Source organism: Candidatus Villigracilis saccharophilus, assembly GCF_016711665.1.
In genome coordinates, this window is the sequence record NZ_JADJSO010000017.1 from 20,033 (window position 1) to 41,850 (window position 21,818).

Annotated in this window: 21 protein-coding genes; 19 read left to right on the plus strand and 2 right to left on the minus strand. The window is 50.5% G+C overall.

Features of this window, described 5'->3' with window-relative positions:
• Positions 1-44: 44 nt before the first annotated feature.
• A complete protein-coding gene (locus IPL17_RS07500; RefSeq protein WP_345306458.1) occupies positions 45-749 on the minus strand; it encodes a Crp/Fnr family transcriptional regulator in 705 nt (234 codons plus the stop codon).
• Positions 743-1,702, minus strand: a complete 960-nt coding sequence (locus IPL17_RS07505; protein ID WP_345306459.1) for an MBL fold metallo-hydrolase — start codon at positions 1,700-1,702, stop codon at positions 743-745. The genes IPL17_RS07500 and IPL17_RS07505 overlap by 7 nt, the downstream gene beginning before the upstream one ends.
• A gap of 181 nt (positions 1,703-1,883) precedes the next feature.
• Here IPL17_RS07505 and IPL17_RS07510 point away from each other — a divergent pair, with 181 nt between their 5' ends.
• The 19 genes from IPL17_RS07510 to IPL17_RS07600 all read left to right on the plus strand — a co-directional run bounded on the left by IPL17_RS07510 (position 1,884) and on the right by IPL17_RS07600 (position 21,805).
• Entirely contained in the window at positions 1,884-2,096 is a 213-nt protein-coding gene (locus tag IPL17_RS07510; protein ID WP_345306460.1) for a DUF951 domain-containing protein, read from the plus strand.
• A 56-nt stretch (positions 2,097-2,152) separates the two neighbouring features.
• Positions 2,153-3,409 carry a glycosyltransferase gene (locus IPL17_RS07515; protein WP_345306461.1) on the plus strand — a complete coding sequence of 419 codons (1,257 nt, stop codon included), beginning with the start codon at positions 2,153-2,155 and terminating at the stop codon, positions 3,407-3,409.
• A gap of 114 nt (positions 3,410-3,523) precedes the next feature.
• Complete coding sequence (gene tsaE, locus IPL17_RS07520; RefSeq protein ID WP_345306462.1) at positions 3,524-4,021, plus strand: tRNA (adenosine(37)-N6)-threonylcarbamoyltransferase complex ATPase subunit type 1 TsaE; 498 nt, start codon at positions 3,524-3,526, stop codon at positions 4,019-4,021.
• Positions 4,021-4,689, plus strand: coding sequence for a tRNA (adenosine(37)-N6)-threonylcarbamoyltransferase complex dimerization subunit type 1 TsaB (gene tsaB, locus IPL17_RS07525; RefSeq protein ID WP_345306463.1), 669 nt, complete (start codon positions 4,021-4,023; stop codon positions 4,687-4,689). The genes tsaE and tsaB overlap by 1 nt, the downstream gene beginning before the upstream one ends.
• Positions 4,686-5,168: a ribosomal protein S18-alanine N-acetyltransferase gene (gene rimI / locus IPL17_RS07530; RefSeq protein ID WP_345306464.1), complete on the plus strand. Its 483-nt coding sequence runs from the start codon at positions 4,686-4,688 to the stop codon at positions 5,166-5,168. The genes tsaB and rimI overlap by 4 nt, the downstream gene beginning before the upstream one ends.
• Positions 5,169-5,813, plus strand: coding sequence for a uracil-DNA glycosylase (locus IPL17_RS07535; protein WP_345306465.1), 645 nt, complete (start codon positions 5,169-5,171; stop codon positions 5,811-5,813).
• A 36-nt stretch (positions 5,814-5,849) separates the two neighbouring features.
• A complete protein-coding gene (locus tag IPL17_RS07540) occupies positions 5,850-7,172 on the plus strand; it encodes a nucleotide sugar dehydrogenase (RefSeq protein ID WP_345306466.1) in 1,323 nt (440 codons plus the stop codon).
• 71 nt (positions 7,173-7,243) lie between these two features.
• Positions 7,244-8,215 (plus strand): SDR family NAD(P)-dependent oxidoreductase, encoded by a 972-nt coding sequence (locus IPL17_RS07545; RefSeq protein ID WP_345306467.1) that lies wholly within the window; start codon positions 7,244-7,246, stop codon positions 8,213-8,215.
• 63 nt (positions 8,216-8,278) lie between these two features.
• Positions 8,279-9,589 carry an oligosaccharide flippase family protein gene (locus IPL17_RS07550; RefSeq protein WP_345306468.1) on the plus strand — a complete coding sequence of 437 codons (1,311 nt, stop codon included), beginning with the start codon at positions 8,279-8,281 and terminating at the stop codon, positions 9,587-9,589.
• A complete protein-coding gene (locus tag IPL17_RS07555) occupies positions 9,586-10,725 on the plus strand; it encodes a glycosyltransferase (protein WP_345306469.1) in 1,140 nt (379 codons plus the stop codon). Before IPL17_RS07550 ends, IPL17_RS07555 begins: the two co-directional genes overlap by 4 nt.
• 9 nt (positions 10,726-10,734) lie before the next feature.
• A complete protein-coding gene (locus IPL17_RS07560; protein ID WP_345306470.1) occupies positions 10,735-12,327 on the plus strand; it encodes a hypothetical protein in 1,593 nt (530 codons plus the stop codon).
• A gap of 32 nt (positions 12,328-12,359) precedes the next feature.
• On the plus strand, positions 12,360-13,322 hold the full coding sequence (gmd, locus tag IPL17_RS07565; RefSeq protein WP_345306471.1) for a GDP-mannose 4,6-dehydratase: 963 nt from the start codon (positions 12,360-12,362) through the stop codon (positions 13,320-13,322).
• Between the two features lie 25 nt (positions 13,323-13,347).
• Positions 13,348-15,225, plus strand: coding sequence for a glycosyltransferase family 39 protein (locus IPL17_RS07570; RefSeq protein ID WP_345306472.1), 1,878 nt, complete (start codon positions 13,348-13,350; stop codon positions 15,223-15,225).
• Entirely contained in the window at positions 15,222-16,184 is a 963-nt protein-coding gene (locus IPL17_RS07575; protein ID WP_345306473.1) for a glycosyltransferase family 2 protein, read from the plus strand. The genes IPL17_RS07570 and IPL17_RS07575 overlap by 4 nt, the downstream gene beginning before the upstream one ends.
• On the plus strand, positions 16,177-17,082 hold the full coding sequence (locus IPL17_RS07580; RefSeq protein WP_345306474.1) for a lysylphosphatidylglycerol synthase transmembrane domain-containing protein: 906 nt from the start codon (positions 16,177-16,179) through the stop codon (positions 17,080-17,082). The genes IPL17_RS07575 and IPL17_RS07580 overlap by 8 nt, the downstream gene beginning before the upstream one ends.
• 18 nt (positions 17,083-17,100) lie before the next feature.
• The gene (locus tag IPL17_RS07585) at positions 17,101-19,062 is read left to right on the plus strand and encodes a hypothetical protein (protein WP_345306475.1); all 1,962 of its coding nucleotides are present in this window, start codon (positions 17,101-17,103) and stop codon (positions 19,060-19,062) included.
• Positions 19,063-19,071: 9 nt separating this feature from the next.
• Entirely contained in the window at positions 19,072-20,088 is a 1,017-nt protein-coding gene (locus tag IPL17_RS07590) for a glycosyltransferase family 4 protein (protein ID WP_345306476.1), read from the plus strand.
• Between the two features lie 107 nt (positions 20,089-20,195).
• A complete protein-coding gene (gene wecB, locus IPL17_RS07595; protein WP_345306477.1) occupies positions 20,196-21,266 on the plus strand; it encodes a UDP-N-acetylglucosamine 2-epimerase (non-hydrolyzing) in 1,071 nt (356 codons plus the stop codon).
• Positions 21,267-21,337: 71 nt separating this feature from the next.
• A complete protein-coding gene (locus tag IPL17_RS07600; protein WP_345306478.1) occupies positions 21,338-21,805 on the plus strand; it encodes a winged helix-turn-helix transcriptional regulator in 468 nt (155 codons plus the stop codon).
• Positions 21,806-21,818 lie beyond the last annotated feature (13 nt).

Sequence of the window (21,818 nt, forward strand, 5' to 3'; positions counted from 1 at the left end):
GAACGGATCAACTGACGACCTCGTAATCCTCAATTACCTGTTCACTAATCACAAAAACGTGCCAGCCCAGCCTTATTGTGGATGATGAATCTTCCGTCCGTGTCGGTGCTGGCAAGTTCCTGCTCTTTGAAAAATACCATCGCCTGATTTACACGCTTTCGCGAGGCACCGACTAAATCGGCAAGGTCGCCTTGCGTCACCACAATGCGGACTTGTACCCCGTCAATTACTTCACGGCCATAGCGTTCTGCAAATGCCAGCAGTTGACGCGCAACTCTTCCATTCACATCCAAAGTTGCAAGGGATTGGATCACTTGATCCGAAAGCCGTACACGGGCGGATAATATCTTTACGAGGTTGCGCGCCACTGGCGGAAAGTTATCCAGTAGATAATTGAATGTGGTTTTATCCATCCACAGCATGAGCGAGCTTTCCAAAGTCAATGCGCTGGCAGAACGCCCCATGCTGTCTATCAGACTCATCTCGCCGAGCAAGTCGCCGCCGCCCAGAATGGACAGGATCACATCGCGTCCGCCTTGCTCGATGTGAATTTTCACTGTGCCATGCAAAATGATGAATACCGCCTCGCCGGGTTGTTCAACTGTCATTACATTTGTTCCAGCCGCAAAGACTCTTCGATGCGCGTTCTTCGCGACCCAATCCAATTGCGCCGGCGCTAATCCCTCAAACAGGCCAATGTCCGATAGCAGGTTGCGTGTGTCGAATTTTCTTTCATCCATTATCAACATATTTTACATCCATTCTTTTCCCTCTCTCTCAACGGGAGAAGGGAAGGGGTGAGGGTGAGTGTAATTTCCAATCCTTCATATGCGGCGCGTGAATTGGAAAATATTTTTTTGGCGGCTGCTTCCTGCGCGGCGACCATTGCATCAGTGTAAGCCGGTTCGTGATGGAACAGAATCAACTCACCTGCATGGGCTGAAGCGACTACTTCACAAGCCATGTCCGCTGTTGAGTGTCCATATCCCTGAGTGGATGAGAATCCAGCAAGACGTCCACAATAATGTTCTTCGCTATATTGCGCGTCGTGGATCAACACATCTGCATCGCGCGCAAATGAGGCTAACTTGCGATCCGTGCCAACATATCCTTCGGTGTCTGTGGCATATACGACTGATTTGCCGCGCCAAGTGATGCGATAGATATAGACTCCGCCGGGATGCGCGTGCGATTTATAAATGCGGATGACCAGCGCATCTGGACTTAATCTGCTGCTTGATTCAGATACCCGAATATTTCTCCTGCGGGCCTCCCAAACAATGACCTGTGACTCGCGCACCGATTGAATATCTTTCATGGCAGGCATATCCCGCAAACTGACAGGGAAAGTCTCTGCCGATTGGTTATGCTCCAAAATACGCTTCAAGGTTTCAGGCGTGCCGCCAGGACCAAAAATGTGCAGGCGTGTATTGGGTATGTAGGCTGGCACAAAAAACGGAAAGCCCTGCGTATGATCGTGATGCAAGTGGCTGAAGAGCAGCAGCATTTCCGAGGATTTTTGTTTCGCCAATTCACGCCCCAGCGGAATGATGCCGGTGCCGGCGTCCAAAATGATCGTACGCTCGCCAGCGCGGATTTCCACGCAGGCGGTGTTTCCGCCATATTTGATCGTCTCTGGGCCGGGTGTAGGGTAACTTCCGCGTACGCCCCAGAATTTGATTGTGAATTTTTCGTTCATCATGTCACCTCCGAAATTCAACTTGCTCCCTTATTATCTTCAGTTTGGATTCTTCTTCAAGGAAAGTTTTCACACACAGGCTGGGAAGTATTTCACACTGAAGTCCGCGTTCCGCGAAACATTGTTTACAAACCTTTAACATGCGATGAACAGCGGTCTATCTCATGGCGGTATAATCTTATCCATGCTTCCCGATTTGCAATTGAAGGATCACTTAAGATTGCGTAAACCGCATCCATGCGGATCTTATGAATGGACAGTGGTGCGCCTCGGCGCGGATATTGGGCTGGAATGTAATGGGTGTCAGCATCGTGTACTGCTTACCCGCCGTGAACTGGCGAAGCGCATGAAGGCGAATTTAACGAAGCATGAAGAAGATAATAAAGAAGCAAAATAATAGGTGACGGTCAATTCGCAATTGACTGTACCTATAATTTTCAGGAGAAATTCAACATGGCAGAAGCTGTCGCAGAATCAAATCCAAAGCTGAACGTGGGGTCACTTCGCATTGGATTATTCACAGATACGTATGCGCCGCAGGTCAATGGCGTATCCATTTCCCTGCAATTGATCTCGGAGGGATTACAGCGCGCGGGTCATCAGGTGACAATTTTTGCGCCGCGCATCCCCGGTTACACAGATGACAAGCCAGGGATTGTGCGTCTTCCATCTTTGAAATATTTGAACGACCCGCCGATCTATGTCGCGGTGTTGGGAACGCCGCGCAGCACCTGGTCGCTCACCCGCAAGCATTTTGATGTGCTGCACGCCCACAGCCCGTTGACCGTGGGGCTGCTGGCATACTTCACGGCCTCTACGAAGAACCTTCCTCTTATTTATACCTATCACACCTCCATCACAGATTACACTCATTACTTGAAGATCATCGGCGGCACGGGCGTGATCCGTCACGCGGCGCGCTGGTTTAGCACCACATCCACCAATCTAGGCGATCAGATCGTTGTCCCCTCGCCCAAATTTCACCGATTGCTTTTGGAACAAAAAGTCACGAAACCGATCCATACCATTCCAAACGGGATCGATCTGAGTCAATTCAAGGCGGCAAAAAACCCGGGTAGTTTCAGGAACCGGCTTGGGATAAAACCAGATGCGCCGATCCTTTTGTCTGTGGGCAGGGTTGACCCGGAGAAGCGTCTCGATTTCCTGATCGATGCCTTCGCAGGCCTGGCAGATCGGATACCGCAAGCGCATCTGGTTTTTGCGGGTGATGGCAGTGCGCGTAAAAAACTGGAGGCGCATGCGGCGAATACAAAGGTAAATGAGCGCATTCATTTCCTTGGCATGGTCAATCGCGTTGAACTTCCCGACCTGCTGCACGATGCGACCATTTTCCTGTCCGCATCCACGACAGAGGTGCATCCCATTTCGGTGATCGAAGCGATCGCCTCAGGACTCCCTTTGGCTGCGGTGCAGGATGAAGCCTTTGAAGGCATGATCGTGGAGAATGAGAATGGTCATTTGACCCCGCTGAATGTGGATGTGTATAGCGATACGTTGGTCTCGATGTTATCCGACCCTGAAAAACTTAAACTATACGGGCGGCGTTCCCTTGAATTAAGCGAAAAGTTTTCAATTGAAGGTCAGGTTCGTACGCTTGAAAATCTTTACTTTGAAGCCATTCTGCAAAATTGGCGCGGAAGTTTCCGCGGGAGTCTCGCCTCGCGTATTTCAGCAAAATTGAAGTTCTAAAAGATCACCTGTAGATCAGATGGATTTTGCAGATAAAAATTACGAATCCGTTTGATCTGCAGATCATGTCTATTTTTTCACCTGATATTTATCAGGGGGTATAATTCTTTTTCGATGCCCATACTGGATTCACACACCATTGAATTTTTCAGCCGCAGCCCGGAGCAAACACGCCGCATCGGAATGAGGCTGGGCAGTTTGCTTACTGCGGGCGATGTGATCTGTTTGCAGGGAAACCTCGGCGCGGGGAAAACTACATTCGTTCAAGGTCTCGCGCAAGGCTGGGGCACGATCGATTCGGTGTCCAGCCCAACCTTTGTCATTGTCAATCAATATCGCCGCGCAAACGGCGGTTTGATATTCCATCTCGACGCGTACCGCCTTGAGTCAGTGCCTGAAGCGGAGGAACTCGACTTTGATGTCATGCTTGCGGATGGCGCGTTGATCATCGAGTGGCCGGAAAAACTGGATGGGTTGATCCCGGCCGATCGTTTGTGGATCAATCTCGATTACATGGCAGATGAACATCGTCAAATGCGTTTTAACGCGCACGGTAAACGTTACGATATTTTATTGGATGGCATCCGCCAGTCCATGTTTGGAGGCGCGTAATGTTACTCGCTATGGATACATCCACTGCGCAAGTTGGGATGGCCTTGTATGACGGGTTGCAGGTGCTTGGTGAAATGACGTGGACAACTCGTCAACACCACACCACTGAACTTGCTCCGGCTCTTTCCGGACTTTTGACACGCTCCGGTTTGACAATGGATAATGTCAGTGCTTTGGGCGTGGCGATAGGCCCGGGTTCATTTACAAGTTTGCGTGTTGGTCTATCATTGGTGAAAGGATTGGCGCTTGCCTGCCATTTACCTGTGATCGGCATTCCGACCTTGGATATCATTGCTGCCGTGCAGCCCGTGGGAGATTATCCACTGATGGCTGTTGTGCGCGCCGGACGTGCCCGAATTGCTTTGCGGCGATATGAATGCCTAAAGGGCAAATGGCTGGCCCAGGGTGAGTTGCGAGGCGCGACTGTCGATGAACTGGCTGACGAGATCGAAAGTCCAACGTATGTTGCGGGCGAATTTACATCCGAGGAACGCGGGCGCCTGGCCCGCAAACGGGTGAATGTATTACTTGCGCCGCCTCTGCAATGTGTGCGCCGTCCGTCTGTTCTGGCTGATCTGGCTTGGGCGCGCTGGCAGGAAAATCAAGCGAGCGACGCCGCGTCACTCGCCCCCATTTATTTGCATGTTGCTGGAACACCCAATTTATGAATTGTGTTTTTCGAAAAATGACACTGGATGATCTGGAACAGGTCATTGCGATCGATCAGGTATCGTTTAGCCTGCCGTGGCCGGTTCGCTCGTTTGGTGTGGAGTGTGAAAACCCGGTTTCACGCTGCTGGGTGGCTGAGTTGGATGGCCGCGTGGTTGCCATGCTGGTGGCCTGGATGATCGTGGATGAGGTTCATATCGCTACCATAGCCACGCATCCCGATTTTCGCAAACAGGGGATAGCAAGGAATTTACTTTCACACGTTTTGCGCTCGGCAAGGGAAGAAGGCGCAGTCTCATCTTTTTTGGAAGTTCGCGAGAGCAATCTTGGCGCGCAGGAAATGTACCGCCAGTTCGGCTATGTGGAAACCGGACGCCGCGAACAGTATTACAGCGATAATGGGGAGGATGCGCTCATGATGGCATTGGAAGGATTGAACCAATGGGTTGAACCCGCTGCAAGGTTAAGCGGAGGATAAATGACCGCCGAAGAAAATTTGAATAAACTTGCAAGGGAAATTTCTATCTGCGAACATTGTGCCTTGCATGAGACGCGAAAAATGTCTGTGCCCGGCGATGGCCCTTCGAATGCTGAGATCATGTTCATTGGTGAAGGCCCTGGATTTCATGAGAATGAACAAGGTCACCCCTTTGTTGGGGCTTCCGGCAAGTTCCTGGATCAACTATTGGCACAGGCGGAACTGACCCGCGCAGAAGTATTCATCTGCAATGTGGTCAAGTGCCGTCCGCCCGGCAACAGAGATCCTTTGCCGGATGAGATAGCGGCCTGTGATGCCCATCTTGAAGCGCAAATAAAGATAATCAATCCAAGTATCATTGTGACATTGGGACGCATCTCGATGAGCAAGTTCATACCTGATGTGAAGATCAGCGCCGTGCATGGGCAAATGAAAAAGATCGGGGACCGCTACGTGATCCCGATGTTCCATCCGGCGGCGGCGCTGCACCAACCGCAGCTTAAGCCATCCATTTTGGGAGATTTTTCCAATCTGCCAGGCCAGTTGAATGAAGCGCGTGAAGCGCTCGGCAGACCCGTAGTCACTGTAAAGAAAAAGATACAGGAAGTTGTGTCTGATAAACCAAAGCAATTAAATTTATTTTAGGAATCAACCGCCGGTCTACCGGCATCAAGGAGAAACATGTCTACAAAAGATGATTTGACAAAGAAACTGCGGGACAAAACCGCGAAGATCGCCATCCTGGGATTGGGGTATGTGGGGTTGCCGCTGGCTGTTGTGTTTGGCGAAGCGGGCTTCCATGTGACGGGTGTTGACCCGGACAAGCGCAAGGTCGACTCGCTCGCAAAGGGGATATCCTACATTCCCGATGTAAAAACAGAGACGATTGAAAAACTGGTGAGTGGCGGCATGCTCACCGCCACAGCGGATTTTTCGATACTGAAGGATATGGATGCGGTCAGTATTTGCGTGCCGACCCCGCTGCGTCAGACCGGTGACCCGGATATGTCCTTCATCATTTCTGCGATGGATGAATTGGCGAAGTATATGCACAAAGGCATGGTGGTGGTGCTTGAATCCACTACGTATCCCGGCACGACCCGCGAATTGCTCCTCCCCAAACTGGGCGTGGATAATGGATTGGTAGCTGGGGAAGATTGGTTCCTGGCTTTCTCGCCGGAGCGCGTGGACCCCGGCCGCGAAGACTTCACCACCATTAACACTCCTAAGGTGATGGGCGGTATTACCGAAGCCTGCGGCGAAGTGGCGACCGCCTGGTATGAAGGCGCGATCAAGATCGTGCATCACGTTTCAACAGCGGAAGCCGCGGAACTGTCCAAACTGCTGGAGAACACTTTCCGCATGATCAACATAGGTTTGGTGAATGAACTTGCGATCATGTGCGAACGTCTCGGTGTGGATGTGTGGGAGGTAATCGATGCCGCCGCCACCAAACCGTTCGGTTTTATGAAGTTCACCCCGGGCCCTGGGTTGGGCGGCCACTGCATCCCGATCGATCCACTATACCTTTCATGGAAGATGAAGTCATTCCATTACAATGCGCGCTTCATTGAACTCGCATCAGAGATCAATACCAACATGCCTCGCTATGTGGTTAACCGTGTGATGGAAGGCTTGAATGACCACGGGAAGGCGCTCAAAGGATCAAAGGCGCTCGTCCTGGGCGCGGCGTACAAACCGGATATTGATGATGTGCGTGAATCACCCGCGTTGGATGTGATCGGACTGCTCAGACAGAAAGGCGCAGAAGTGCAATATCACGACCCATACATTCCACATATTCACCACGAATATGATGGATGGAAGATGGACAGTGTTCCGGACCTGATGAAGGCGGTGAAGGACGCCGATGTGGTGGTGATCGTCACCAACCATAAGCAGTATGACTACAAGGCCATCATCGAATCAGCGAAGTTCGTATTTGACTCCCGTAATGCGACGGGTAAACTGGGCAAGAACAGCGATAAGGTAGAAAGACTTTAATTGGATGAAGTGTCGAAACGCTGTCGCGTATTACACGCGCAGCGCTTCGACACTTTTTATTTGGAGCAATCATGGGACATTATCTGGTGACAGGCGCTGCAGGATTTATCGGCGCAAGGACGTCCACCATGTTGATCGAGCAGGGACATAGCGTTGTCGGCATCGATAATATGAACGACGCCTACGATCCGCGCGTAAAAGAATACCGCCTGAAAAAACTTCAGGGACTGAAGGGGTTCAAATTCCATCAGCGGGATATTTCCGAGAAATCAGCCATCGAACTGTTTAAGGATGAAAGACTCGATGGCGTGATAAACCTTGCGGCACGTGCGGGTGTGAGATTCAGCGTGGAAAATCCGTGGGTGTTCCTGGAATCCAACATCACCGGCACGCTGAACATGCTCGAAGTTTGCCGGCAGTATGGGTGCAGGAAATTCATCCTCGCGTCCACCTCCAGTATTTATGGAGAGAATCCCGAATATCCGACACCCGAAACCGCCTCCAGCAGTGAACCGATGCAGCCGTATGCCGCGAGCAAAAAGGGTGCGGAAGCGCTCGCGCATTCATACCACCACCTGCACGACATCGATGTGACTGTTGTCCGCTACTTCACGGTTTATGGTCCGGCGGGCAGACCCGACCTGGCCATCTTTCGCTTCGTGAAGTGGATCATGGAAGGCGAGCCGATCCGCATCAATGGCGATGGGAAGCAGTCGCGCGGCTTCACTTATGTGGATGATATTGCCCGTGGAACGATCGCTGCGCTTAGACCGCTCGGATATCAGATCATCAATCTTGGCGGGCATGAAGTCATTTCCATTAACGGATTGGTTGAGTTGATCGAAGACCTGACCGGTAAAAAGGCGGATGTGCAGTACGGGCCTCCCAACCTGGCGGATATGTTCATGAACCAGGCAAATGTCACCAAGGCCAAAGAATTGCTCGGTTGGAATCCGCAAGTGAATTTGAGGCAGGGCATCGGAAACCTGATCGAATGGTATAAGGCGGAACGAAACTGGGCGAAGGATATCCTGACCCCATAGACTTTGATAAACAGGTAAATAAACGCTCCAGTTCAAAAGACTGGAGCGTTTATAATTCCAGGCATGTCGCTGCCTTCTAAATTCAAAGACGACCCATTGCTGAACAGGGTTCTACGCTCCAGCGCGCACCTATTCACCAGCAACACCCTCAGTTTGGGATTGAGCGTTGTCATGAGCGCATTGTCTTTTCGTCTGTTAGGCGCGTCAGGCTCGGGATTGATCGCTTTAGTCATGAGCTATACCTCCACGGTCAACAGCTTGTTCTCCTTCCGCATGAGCGAACTGGTGGTGCGCTATGGTGGCGAATTTCTGGAAAAAGGTGAAAAGGAAAAAGCATCCGCACTCATTAAGTCCGCTGCGTTGGCTGAAGCGGTTGTCTCAGTGCTGGCGTTTCTGGTCGTTCTGATATCATCTATGTGGGCATCGCAGACATTCACTAAATCCCCCGATTCGAAACTCATGTTTATTGTGTTCGCGCTTGGTCTGCTTGCAAATTTCAATACCGAAACATCCACAGGCATACTGCAAGTAACCGGAAAGATCCGTCATCAGGGCACGATCAATTTAATTCAAAGCATTATTTCCCTGGGCATTGTCATTACCGCATTTTTCCTGCCCAATCCATTGTGGATCGTACTGCTGGCATATCTCGCAAGCAAAGTCATACCCGGTCTCGGGCTTTACTTCATGGGGCGCAGACAATTGCAAAATGAACTTGGCGTACAGTGGCAAAACGCGCCGATGATGAATATCGCCGAGTCGCGCAGCCTCATTCGATTTGCGATCAGTTCCAATATCAGCGCGACCATCATCAAGATCTTCCGTGAGAGCGAATCGTTGTGGATCGGTCTCTTCCTGTCCACGGAAGCGGTCGGTTATTACAAGGCGGCTTATTCATTGGTTGGTTTTCTCTCCGTGCCGGCAGACCCGCTTATCGCCGCCACCTATCCCGAGATCAACCGCCTCATCGTTCAAAGAGCATGGACATCGCTGCGAAGTTTCTTGCGCAAGATCACCGCGCTCGCTTTTGCCATCAACGCTGCTGCCGCGCTTGGCTTTATATTCCTGGGCCAATTCGCCCTGGTCATTTTCACAGGCCGCCAGGAATTTGTCGCGGCTTACCCCGCCATGATCGCCTTGTGTATCGGCCTTGCGTTCAATTACACCTTGTTTTGGAATCGCCCGCTTTTGCTTTCGCTCGGTCTGACTGACTACCCGATCTGGACGACACTAATTGTCGGCCTCGCAAAATTAGCGCTGGCCTTCTGGCTGGTCCCGCAGTATGGAATTCTTGCGGCGGGCGCGCTGCTCTCTTTCTATTACATCGCTTCGGTGGGCATTATGGCCTGGCGCGGCGTAAAGGAAATTCAATGAAGATCGCTGTCATAACCAATTCGCGCATCCCGTCCCTGACAGCCAACTCCATCCAGGCGATGAAGGTCGTTCAGGCACTCATGCAATTGGGACATCAGATTCAGATGTTTGCGCCGCGCGAAACGGACCCCGCATCCCGGGAAACTCTCGCCGCGCATTATGGTCTGCGCTTTGTGCCCGGCCTTGAACTGCTTCCGTCCATTCGACCTCTCAAACGCTTTGACTTTATCTTCCACGCCCAGCGCGCCGCGAGTCAATTCAAACCTGATCTTGTCTATACCTGGCTGCCGCAGTCGGCTGTGCTAGCTGGTTGGGCGGGTTATCCTGTTGTGCTTGAAATGCACGCGGATGTATCGGGTCGAATGGGGGCATGGTGGATGCTCCAATTCTGGAAATCTCGCGGCAATAAGTTGATGACAGTCACCACGTCCGCGTTGAGAAAGGCTTTGGAACGCTCATGCAATCTCAAATTTAAGGATGATGCGGTGCTCATCGCCCCGAACGGGGTCGAATTGGAAAGATATGATAGTCTGCCGAATCCACTTGATGCAAGACAGCAATTAGGTTTGCCTGATGGAGTGACAGTCGGTTTCACGGGTCACATCTACCCCGGGCGCGGCGCGGACTTGTTGTTCGAACTTGCAAAACAAATGCCGCAAGTGAATTTTTTATGGGTGGGCGGCACGCCGGAACTGGTGGATTTTTGGCGCAGCCAATTGTCTGTCGCCAATATGACGAATGTGACAATGACTGGGTTTGTCAAACACGAAATGATCCCTCTCTATCAAGCCGCATCAGATGTATTGTTGATGCCGTATGGCCGGTCGATCTCCGCCAGCAGCGGGCAGGATATTGCCGAGGTGATCAACCCGATGAAAATGTTTGAATATATGGCTTCGGGGCGCGCTATTGTATCGGCGGATATTCCATCCATTCGCGAAGTGCTGAATGAGGCCAATGCAATTTTTTGCGAGCCTGATGATGTTGGGAAATGGAAGGCTGCGATCGCTTCTTTGCTTTCAAATAAATTACGCAGAGACGAGCTGGCGATTCAAGCGCGGAAGGATGTCGAGCAGTTAACCTGGACCAAGCGGGCGGAGAGGGTCTTGAAATCCATTAAACCTAAATCGTGGTAAAAGTGAAATATGAAGAATTTCAATCAACGCGATTTTCTCTGGATACTGCCTCTGGCTTTCGGACTTGGTGCAGTCTTATCGTTCCTGCAGTCCGGTAATTGGCTGATCGGCTGGTTTGGATTCTCTTTCCTCTTTCTTCTTTCCTTTTCATTTCTCACCCTATCCACAAAATGGGCGGATGGCGGCAAAACTCTGGCATGGATGGTCATCCTTGCTTTTACCCTGCGTTTCGTTGGTGGTGTTGTCACCTACCTCGCGCTGCCCGTTTATGGCTATGTGGATGATGAAGATCAAAGTGTAGGTTTCACATATACAGACGCCCATCGCCGCGACGCGCAGGCTTGGGATCTTGCAAGTTCAGAGCAGCCGGTTTACGATGCGTTCAATAAGACCTATGCTTATGATCAGTATGGCGGTCTGTTGGCGTTTAGCGCATTGATCTATCGCTATCTCTCACCTGATACGCATCGTCCGCTACTGTTGGTGCTGATGTCCGCGTTCATGTCGGCGCTGGCTTTGCCATTTTTGTGGAAGGCGGCTGTTCGAGAATGGGGAGTAAAAGTCGCAGTCGCCGCGGGTTGGGTCTATGCGCTTTATCCTGAAAGTGTTTTGCTGGGCGGGTCTGCCATGCGTGAGCCGTATTTATGGGCATTCAGTGCCTTCGCGTTATGGGGATTTGTCAGCTCTGGAGTGCAGGAACTTGCTCCTGCAAATCACGATAACAAGTGGCCGGCCTCCAGGTTATGGCTTGCGCTTGGGATCGGCGGAATGCTGCTTGTCTCACCGGTTGTTGCATTAACTACAATGATCATCCTGGCGGGATGGTACTATTTTACAAAAGGCGATGTTCGGATTTCATGGCGGCTGGTGGCAGCTGCGGCGGTCGTTTTTGTTGCGGGTCTCTTTTTGCTTTCGTCTGCGCTAAACCGCTCGGGCGAATTTAATTCAACTTCTCCGCTGTATATCCTCAGTGATTGGTTAAAGCTTGCTGTTCAATGGGATGTGTATCAGTTGGAGCGCGGCTCGGGCTGGGTGCAAAAACTCTTTGATGAAATGCCTGAGTGGATGCGTCTGCCTTTTGTCACTGCTTATGGAATTTTTCAGCCGGTCCTGCCCGCGGCATTTGTCGAGCCGACGAAATTGATCTGGCGCATCATCTCGATCCTGCGTGCTGTGGGTTGGTACACCATGCTGCCGGTGTTGATCCTCTCTATTGGGGCTGCGGCAGGTCAGAGAGTGGAAATGAAACGCAGGCTTTTCCTTTGGCTAAGTTTTATTGTATGGATGTGGGTCATTCTCACGGCATTGCGGGGCGGCGGCGACTCATGGGATAATCCGCGTTATCGTGCGATCCTGTTCGTATGGCAGGCGATCCTGGCTGGGAATGTTTGGGTCTGGTGGAAGGAATCGAGGAATGCCTGGGCCGCGCGCGTGTTTGCGATGGAACTTGTCTTTTTGGTGTTTTTTGGTCAATGGTATGCGAACCGCTATTTGCATTTGGGGCCGCAGTTGTCGTTTCCTTTGATGGTTGTGTTGATCATCGGTTTTTGGGCTTTGATTCTCTTTTGGGGTTTGTGGCTTGACCGAAAACGTAGTGTATAATTCAGCGACTGAATTTTGAATAAGGAGTTTCTATGCCTACTGCTCTTATCACTGGCATTACAGGCCAGGATGGTTCGTATCTTGCCGAATTGTTGTTGAAAAAAGGATATCGTGTGATCGGTGTTGCGCGCCGTTCAAGCACTGTCAATACAGAACGCATCAATCACATTTTGGATGACATCACAATGGTGCAGGGTGATCTGCAGGATCAGGGTTCCCTGCTTTCGCTGTTGGAAGAATATCATCCCACCGAGGTATATAACCTGGCGGCGCAATCCTTCGTGCCGACTTCGTGGAATCAACCCGCCTTGACCGGTGATGTGACCGCCATTGGTGTGACCCGTTTGCTGGAAGCCATTCGGTTCGTTAATCCGAAGATCCGCTTTTACCAGGCGTCTTCCAGCGAAATGTTCGGCAAGGTGATGGAAGTTCCTCAAAGGGAAAGCACGCCGTTCTATCCGCGCAGCCCGTATGGTGTTGCCAAGGTGTATGGGCATTGGATCACCGTAAATTACCGTGAATCATTTAATATGTTCGCGACCTCCGGGATCCTGTTCAATCATGAAAGCCCGCGTCGCGGCTTGGAATTTGTCACGCGCAAGATCTCTGATTCGGTTGCGAAGATCAAGCTTGGCAAGGCAAAGGAATTGCGTCTTGGTAATCTCGAAGCCCAGCGTGACTGGGGCTTCGCGGGAGATTATGTCGAAGCGATGTGGTTGATGCTTCAGCAGGATCACCCCGATAATTATGTGATCGGCACAGGCGAGACTCACGCGGTGCGTGAATTCTGTGAGATCGCGTTTTCACATGTTGACCTGGATTACAAGGAATTCGTGATACAGGATGAAAAGTTCTATCGCCCCGCTGAAGTGGATCTGTTGATCTCGGATCCATCCAAGGCAAGGAACGATCTTAAATGGGAGCTGAATGTTTCCTTCAAGGAACTGGTCACCATGATGGTGGATTCAGACCTGGCGCGGCTGAAAAAAGTGTAGAATCTTTTCTCGCTTTTAGGCATGTATGATCAAAAAAATAGAGCTTTTAAAAAATAAAGAGTGGCCTTCATGGGCGCCAATGGTAGTGGCGGCTTTGGGGGCGCTTCTTTATTTAATCCAGGCTGTGATGTACGCCTATACGACCGTGCCCGGGTTGGATGAAGGCTCGTATCTTTTGAAGGGTATCTTATATCTGCGCGGGGTCTATCAGCCGTTTGAACCTTATGGCCCGTTCACCAATAAAGCCCCGTTCGCGTTTTTGATCCCGGGCTTTGCACAATATGTCTTTGGCGCCGGCTTGCGGACAGGGCGGTTCTTTTTCATTTTCCTGGGCATGCTCACGCTTCTGGGTGTTTGGGTCACAGCCCGTCGCTGGTCGGGTAATTGGCTCGCCGCCGGTACGGTCTGGGTCTTTGCGCTTAGTTCCTATGTAATAAAAACTTATTCGGTCACGGTTTCAGAAGTACTCATTGCCTGTCTGCTGGCGTGGATGTGTGTCTGTGTGCTCGGGGATGAGCGTCCGCTTTGGCAGATCATTCTTGGCTCACTGCTGGCTGCTCTGGCGGTACTTACACGTCAGAATATGGCACCCGTTCTGGTGCTGCTACTTCCCTATATTTTCTGGCAGCACGGCAGGCAAAAGGGGATCTGGGCTTTTTTTGCCGGGGCTGCGTTTTTCCTTGCGGTTCATATTTATTATTGGCCTAACATCTTGACGATCTGGGCTCCCTGGCTTCCTGAAAATCTCACTCCTTTTCTTGACCCGTTCCGCCTGCCCAAAGACGCGGCGCCGATCTGGGATCCCTCCATTGATTTTTGGAATCGGGTGAATGCCTTCTTTCAGGGAATTCGCTACCATTTTGTGGTCGTTGTGGGGTTTGTTTTTTCATTGATCTTATGGCCGCGTCCGCGCGGCTGGAAATCTGCCTCGGGTATGCGGGCGGCTGTTTTCCTTGCCCTGTTATATTTCATCCTGTTCAGCATGCATGCCTGGGCGGCAGTGGCCAGCCAATATGAAAGTTATAGCTGCGTCTTCTGTTTTTCAAATTATCTGGCTTTCTTTGATCCGTTGGGACTTCTCCTGCTGGTGGTCTTTTATTCACAATCCGAGAATCGCAAACTGCCGCGGCTATTCCCGATTCTTGTCGTGTTGCTTGTTCTTGTTTTGAGCGCGGGTATTGGCTACTCATTATTTGAGTCCATTGGCCGCTGGGTGTATGAGATTCCCGTTCCGCGCATGCGAAACGGTCAATTTTTACCCGGCACAACCGGTCTGGTGGATGTTCTTACCCAAAGATTTGATTTATCATTAACGGTCATCAAAAGAATTCTTTCTTCCGGAATGGGCTTCCTTGTTGGGATTGGGTTTGTTTTGGCCGCATTTTTTGCATGGCGCCGTGCCGGAAGTTCAGATAACCATCCCGGTTTTGCATATCGTCTTATCAACTCGTTTCTCGTGCTGGGATTTGCGCTTGCTCCGCTTGTGAACGCCAGAGGAAGCCGTGTCGAATGTCAACAGGATCTGATCGCTGCAAATGAACAACTTGGCGCATATCTTGCGAATATCATCCCGTCAAATAGTCTGGTATATTGGGATGGAGGGTTGTCTGTTACCCCCCTGGTGTACGTCCCGAGTATCCGTATTTTCCCGCCGCAGATCAACAGCGCCTACACGTATCGGGATGGTGGGGATGCGGATACCGTGTACCGTCTCAGCCATTGGAATGGCGAACTAAATGAGCAATGGAAAGACAGCGCCGACATATTTATAATTGAAGCCAAACGCTATTCATCCTGGAAGGATTTCTTGAATCCGCAGGAATTTGAAGAATATCAAAAACCATTGATCTCTCCTTCCTGTATCGAGGGAGCAGAAATAAGGATATTTCACAGGCTGCCATGAACCTATCACTCGTAATCCCGGTATATAACGAGCAGGATAACCTGCCATTTCTTTTCGAAGCGGTCCAAAAGACCATGACCGAAATAAACCAATCATGGGAGGTGATTCTCGTTGACGATGGCAGCCGTGATCAGACCTTGTCTGTTCTCCAACATTATGCAGAAAAAGATCCTGCGCATATTCGGGTGATCTCCTTCCGCCGCAATTTTGGACAAACTGCGGCCATCGCCGCCGGTCTGGATTATGCCCAGGGCAAGATCATAATCCTGATGGATGCCGATATGCAGAATGATCCCGCGGATATCCCCATGATGCTGGCTAAACTGGATGAAGGCTATGATCTTGTCAGCGGCTGGCGCAAAGAACGAAAGGATGATGCGCTCACTCGCAATCTTCCTTCCATGCTTGCGAACGGGCTTATCTCGCGTGTCACCGGTGTGCATTTGCATGATTATGGTTGTACGCTCAAGGTGTATCGCCGTGATGTGCTGGAGGGTTTTCGTTTATACGGTGAGATGCATCGTTTTATCCCGGTCTATGCCAATTCTGTCGGCGCGAATATCACCGAAATGCCCGTTCGACATTACCCGCGCAAGTTTGGGAAGACCAAGTATGGTCTTGAGCGCACTGCCAAGGTCATCCTTGATTTGTTTACTGTGAAATTCCTGGTCGCCTTTGCTTCCAAGCCGATCTATCTCTTCGGCGGCACCGGCGGACTTCTTATGATCGCCAGTTCCATTATTATGCTGTATCTGCTTGTACGCCGAATTTTCTTTTTTGTCGGTGTGACCGGCTCGCCGCTCTTTCAGGTCAGCGCCATGTTTTTCATCCTTGGCTTTCAATCCATGTTGATGGGCTTGATCGCGGAATTGCTGGTCCGCACTTATCACGAATCCCAGCGCAAGCCTACCTATACCATTCGTACAACGGTCAACCTGGAACAGGACCCTCGTGACTAAGTGGTTCGCTCAGAATCGCCAGACTATTGTCCGTGTGTTGGGCAGTATTCTGGCATTGTTGCTTTTGATCATTTTGCTTGAAGAGGAGGGGGATGGCCAACTTTTCTCTGCGTTGCGGCGTGTCTCGATCGGGTATTTTCTGGCAGCGGTCGTGGCATTATCCATTTCACGCCTGTTTGCGGCAACGCGCTGGCATATATTGCTCAAATCAGCGGGTGTGGAAATTCCGTTTCTTCGATCGATCATGTTAACTTTCACCGGGAACTTTTCGTCCAATTTTTTGCCGACAACCATCGGCGGAGATGTGGTCCGCCTGGGAGGGGCAATGCAATTGGGCTATGACCGCGCCATCTGTGTTGCCTCGCTCGTCGCCGACCGTTTGATCGGTCTGGCAGGAATGAGCCTTGCCCTTCCTTTGGGTTTGGTCCCGGTCTTTTCGCTTGGTAATGGAGCTTCACAATCGCTTGCGTTTTCCGCGCTGATTCAAAAAAGTGTGGATTTTGCAAAACGTACCTATGCATCGTTTTCCATCTGGTTAAAGAAGCCGTTTGCGCTGAGCGGTTCGATGCTTGCCACGCTTGGCAATATGGCGTTTATCTATCTTGCAATTTACCTCCTGCTGCTCGGCATTGATCATCATGTTTCCTATTGGCTGGTGGCCGGGTTGTACACTCTGACATATTTTGTGACCCTCTTTCCCGTTTCCATAAATGGTTTGGGTGTGCAGGAGCTTTCCATGACATTTCTGCTGACGCAGTTAGGCGGGCTGAGTTCATCTGAAAGCGCGACCGTTGCCCTGCTGACCCGTCTTTTGTTCATTATCACAAGCCTGCCGGGTGCATTCTTTTTGCCTTCCATTCTTGGCGCGATGAACGAGAAAAAAACGCAGCCCGAATAATTTGCGCGGACTCGGAATATGGAACCAGTATCTTCAAAAAAATTCCTGCAAACATTTATTTGGTCCGTCATCCTGTTAAGTGTCCTGTCGATTTATCAGACCATTCAGCAGGGAGAGGCGTTGGGTATCATCATTTGGCGTTCCAAATGGATTATTCTGCTGGGAATTTTTGTGCTTAATATGGTTGCGGGTCTTTTTGCACTGCGATATTTATCCTCACAAGGCGATGCCTGGCTGTCGGAAAAGTTTGAGATTAACTCATCCAATAAATTGATGGGTGTGCTTCTTGTTGTATTTGGCTTTTCTCTGCCATGGGTGTTGAGACTTTACCTTTTTGGAAATATCCTTCCGCAAGTGGCTCCCATTTTCTGGGTTTTTCTTTGGGCAAGTCTGATGCAGTCTCTGGGCTTGAAGTGGATCACCGGCTATAAGTGGCACATCCTATTTGCATTGATTGTACTTGCGCAGGGGTTGGTCTATCAGATATACGGACACCTCGCTGTCATTACGGATTACCCTTTCTCGATCGGGTACTCTGAAGCGAGTCGTCATTATTATGCTTCGATGTTCTTTGCGGAGCAGCTGTATGGAATGAAATTGCCGCTTCCATTTTTGCATCCTTCCCGCTATCTCCTGATGTCGATCCCTTTTCTTATTGATGGTCTGCCCCTTTGGTTTCACCGCATGTGGCAGGCGCTGTTATGGATCGGACTTACCGCCTCGTCATGCGTCTTATTAACCCGCCGCTTGCGCCTGAACGGCTGGATGCAGTTCTTTGTCGCATCCTGGGCCTTTCTTTTCTTTTTGCAGGGCGCTGTCTATTATCATCTTCAAGTTTGCGTTATTTTGATCCTTGCAGGTGTATCAATGAAACACCCCGGGCGGTCTTTCATCGTTATTGTGGCCGCTTCTCTTTGGGCTGGAGTGAGCCGCGTGAATTGGTTTCCAGTCCCCGCCATGTTTGCAATCGCCATATATTTAATGGAGACGCCATTCAGAAGTAAGGGTTGGCGTTATTGGTTGATTCCCTTTGTCTGGGGAGCAAGCGGACTTGGGTCTGCGGCCATTTCCCAGTTTCTCTATATCAATATTTCAGGGAATGCAGACGTTCGCGCCTTCGGTTCGAGTTTTACGTCAGAGCTGCTTTGGAATCGCCTGCTTCCCAATGACACTTCTAGCCTGGGAATTTTGCTCGGCATACTGATGGTTTCCGCGCCATTATTTATCGCGCTGGCACAAATATTGAGCGGAAACATATCCCGTTTGCATCCATTACGCTCCCTGGCGCTTTTATCTTTTTTAGTCGTTCTTTTTCTTGGAGGGCTGGCTGTCAGTACGAAAATCGGCGGCGGCGGTGATCTGCACAATATGGACGCGTACCTTGTCATGCTCGCGTTGATCGCGTCTTCATTTTTTGCCGAACGTGTTGCCCCTGAGGAACAGTCGAGCCCTGCCTGGGGGAAGATTCGCTGGCCGGTGGCTGTGGCAGCCTTACTTGTCCCACTGGGCTTCGCGCTTCCTCAAATCGGATTCACTCACAGCTATGACCACGCCCGTGTCGAAACAGATATACAGAAGCTGCAGCAAGTCGTTTCAGATACGCTTGATAACGGCGGTGAGGTTTTGTTTATTACTGAACGTCAGCTTCTGACATTTAAAGAATTAAAGAATATCCCGCTTACTCCTGATTATGAACAGATCGAGCTGATGGAAATGGCGATGTCGGGCAATCGCGAATATTTGGAAAATTATTATGCCGATCTTCGCAGCCATCGCTTCGCGGTCATTGTCGCTGAAGATCAAAAATATGTGCAGCGAAAAGACGGCGCGTTTATTGAAGAAGATAATGCCTGGGTCCGTTTTGTAGGTGCGCCGCTTTTATGCGCGTATAAACCTGTTGAGTCTCTCGCTTCAGCCAATTTGCAAATATTTGTGCCTCGTCCCAACCCGCCCTCCTGTAAAGACCCATTTTTGGAATGAACCCATTACATGCGTATTCTCACGATCATCTATGAATTTCCGCCTGTTGGCGGCGGAGGCGGCAGGGCGGCTTACGATATTTGCAGAGAGCTTGCTGCGCGCGGACATGATGTCACGGTTCTCACAGCCCATATGCCGGGCCTGGCGCTTGAAACTCACCAGGATGGAATTCGCCTGATTCGGATTCGCTCCTTAAGAAGGGAAGCCTTCCGCGCGAGTTTTTTTACGATGCTGGCGTACGTTCTTGCCGGACTTTGGGCGGGTTTGCGAATAATTCGTCTGTATCGCCCCGAGATCATTCACACCCATTTCGCCGTTCCGTCGGGCGCGCTCGCGTGGGCGCTGTCCGTGTTGACTGGTATTCCTTATATATTAACCGCTCATCTGGGTGACGTGCCCGGCGGTGTCCCGGACAAAACAGGCAAATGGTTCCGCTGGCTTGAACCGTTCACAAAACCCATTTGGAAGCGCGCCAAAAAGGTGGTCGCTGTCAGCGAGTTCACCCGTCAACTGGCGGTACAGCATTATTCGGTGCCTGTTGAGGTCATCCCCAATGGCGCGGACATTGATCGCCTTGCTCCCTCCAGCATTAGATTAAATACTCCCCCGCGGCTCGTTTTTGCCGGGCGTTTTGTGTATCAGAAAAATCCGCTTGCAATTGTGCAGGTGCTTGCGAGATTAAAGGATCTGGACTGGCAATGCTCCATGCTGGGCGACGGCCCAATGCTTGAAGATGTAAAACGTGAAATTGAGAAAGCCGGCATGTGTGAACGCTTTGATTTGCCGGGCTGGGTAACCCCCGAAGAAGTTTTGGAATGTTTCTCGAGAAGTGACATATTATTCATGCCGTCATTCTCGGAAGGTTTGCCGGTTGTTGGTGTGCAGGCTCTTGCGAAGGGACTTGCCATTGTCGCCAGCAGGATTGGCGGATTTTTGGATCTGGTTGATGAAAACAGGAATGGCTATTTGATCGATGTGCATGACAAACCCGCTTTTGTAACTGTATTTGCGCAAAAGCATTTCTGAACCATTGCTCCTTTTAAACTTCCGCGAGGCGAGTGTGAAAAAATCACAGGATTTTGATATTCAAAAAATAACAGAGCGTTATCAGGCAATATTTCAGGAAGTGCTGAATGCCCATTAGAACGGTCGCTACCATTGTGGGCGCGCGCCCGCAGTTCATTAAGGCTGCGCCAGTTTCGCGCGCGCTGGCGGCCGGTTTCAAGGAAATTGTCATTCACACCGGACAGCATTATGACTATGGCATGTCTGAAATATTTTTCACGGAGATGGAAATGCGTCCGCCGGATTTCAACCTGGGGGTCGGTGGCGGCTCGCACGCTGAGCAGACGGGCAAAATGCTGGTTGAGTTGGAGAGAATTTTCAATGCCGTCAAGCCGGATTGTGTGCTGGTCTTCGGCGACACGAATTCAACCCTGGCTGGCGCGCTTGCCTCTGCCAAGGCGCAGATACCGCTCGCGCATGTCGAGGCAGGTTTGAGATCATTTAACAGAGCGATGCCGGAAGAGATCAATCGTATGTTGACCGATCATGTATCCACGTTACTGTTTTGTCCAACCGATGCCGCAGTTGAAAATCTGGCGAAAGAGGGGATCACCCAGGGAGTCCACCGTGTTGGCGATGTGATGGCTGACGCGCTATTTTTTAATTTGAAATTAGCGCGTGCAAAATCTAATATTATCGAACTGTTGGGTCTGGCAAAGGGCAGGTACGCGCTTGCCACGGTTCACCGCGCCTCGAACACAGATGATGCGGACAATATGCGCTCGATCTTAAGGGCGTTTGGAGATCTGTCTTCACAGGTGGTTTTTCCTGTACATCCGCGCACGCGTAAAATGATGAACGAGTGGGGAATATCTGCAGGTTCTAATGTGTTGATGATCGACCCTGTCGGTTATTACGATATGCTGGTTTTACAGGAAAACGCGAATTGTATTTTGACCGATTCGGGCGGCGTGCAAAAAGAGGCGTATCTTGTGGGGGTGCGCTGTATTACTTTGCGTCAGGAGACCGAGTGGGTGGAAACGGTTGCCTCGGGTTGGAATCAACTTGCCGGCGTGCAAGAAAAGAAAATCATCGATCTTTTTGAAAACTGGTTCCCGCGAGGGGCTCGCGCGCCGCTATATGGGGATGGTCATTCCGCTGAACAAATATTTAATATTCTTTCAGCTTCTCTGAAGTAAAAGAATCCCAGTTTTTTCACTTGACAGGGATACCTATTTATGTGAGAATTCAAAAACTGAAAGCTCAGATTATGACAAAGATCAAACAACACGAATATACTCTTCTGAATGAAATTGCCCAGGATTCGCTTGTGACCCAGTCAAATTTATCGGATCGCCTGGGCATTGCAGTTGGCAGTGTCAATTGGTATATCAAGCGGCTTATCCATCGTGGCTGGGTCAAGGTTTCTCACCTTGACCGCACCCGCTTGAAATATGATTTGACTCCCGAAGGTATGGCGGTCTTTACACAGAGAGCCTTATCTTATGCGCGCGACTCTCTCAAAGTATATGGCGATTATCGCGAGAAGGCCAAAATGCTCGCCCTTGATCTTAAGCAAAACGGTGTCAGGGATGTGTTTGTGGACGGGAACGACGAGATCATGGATATTCTGCGCCTGACTTGCATTGAGGCTGGTCTTCGTATCAGTGAAATCCCGAATGGTGTTGTGTTGAAAGTGGATGAGCGGGGATATCGAGTAGCTTCGATATCAGGCTGATTTTATTCGGACT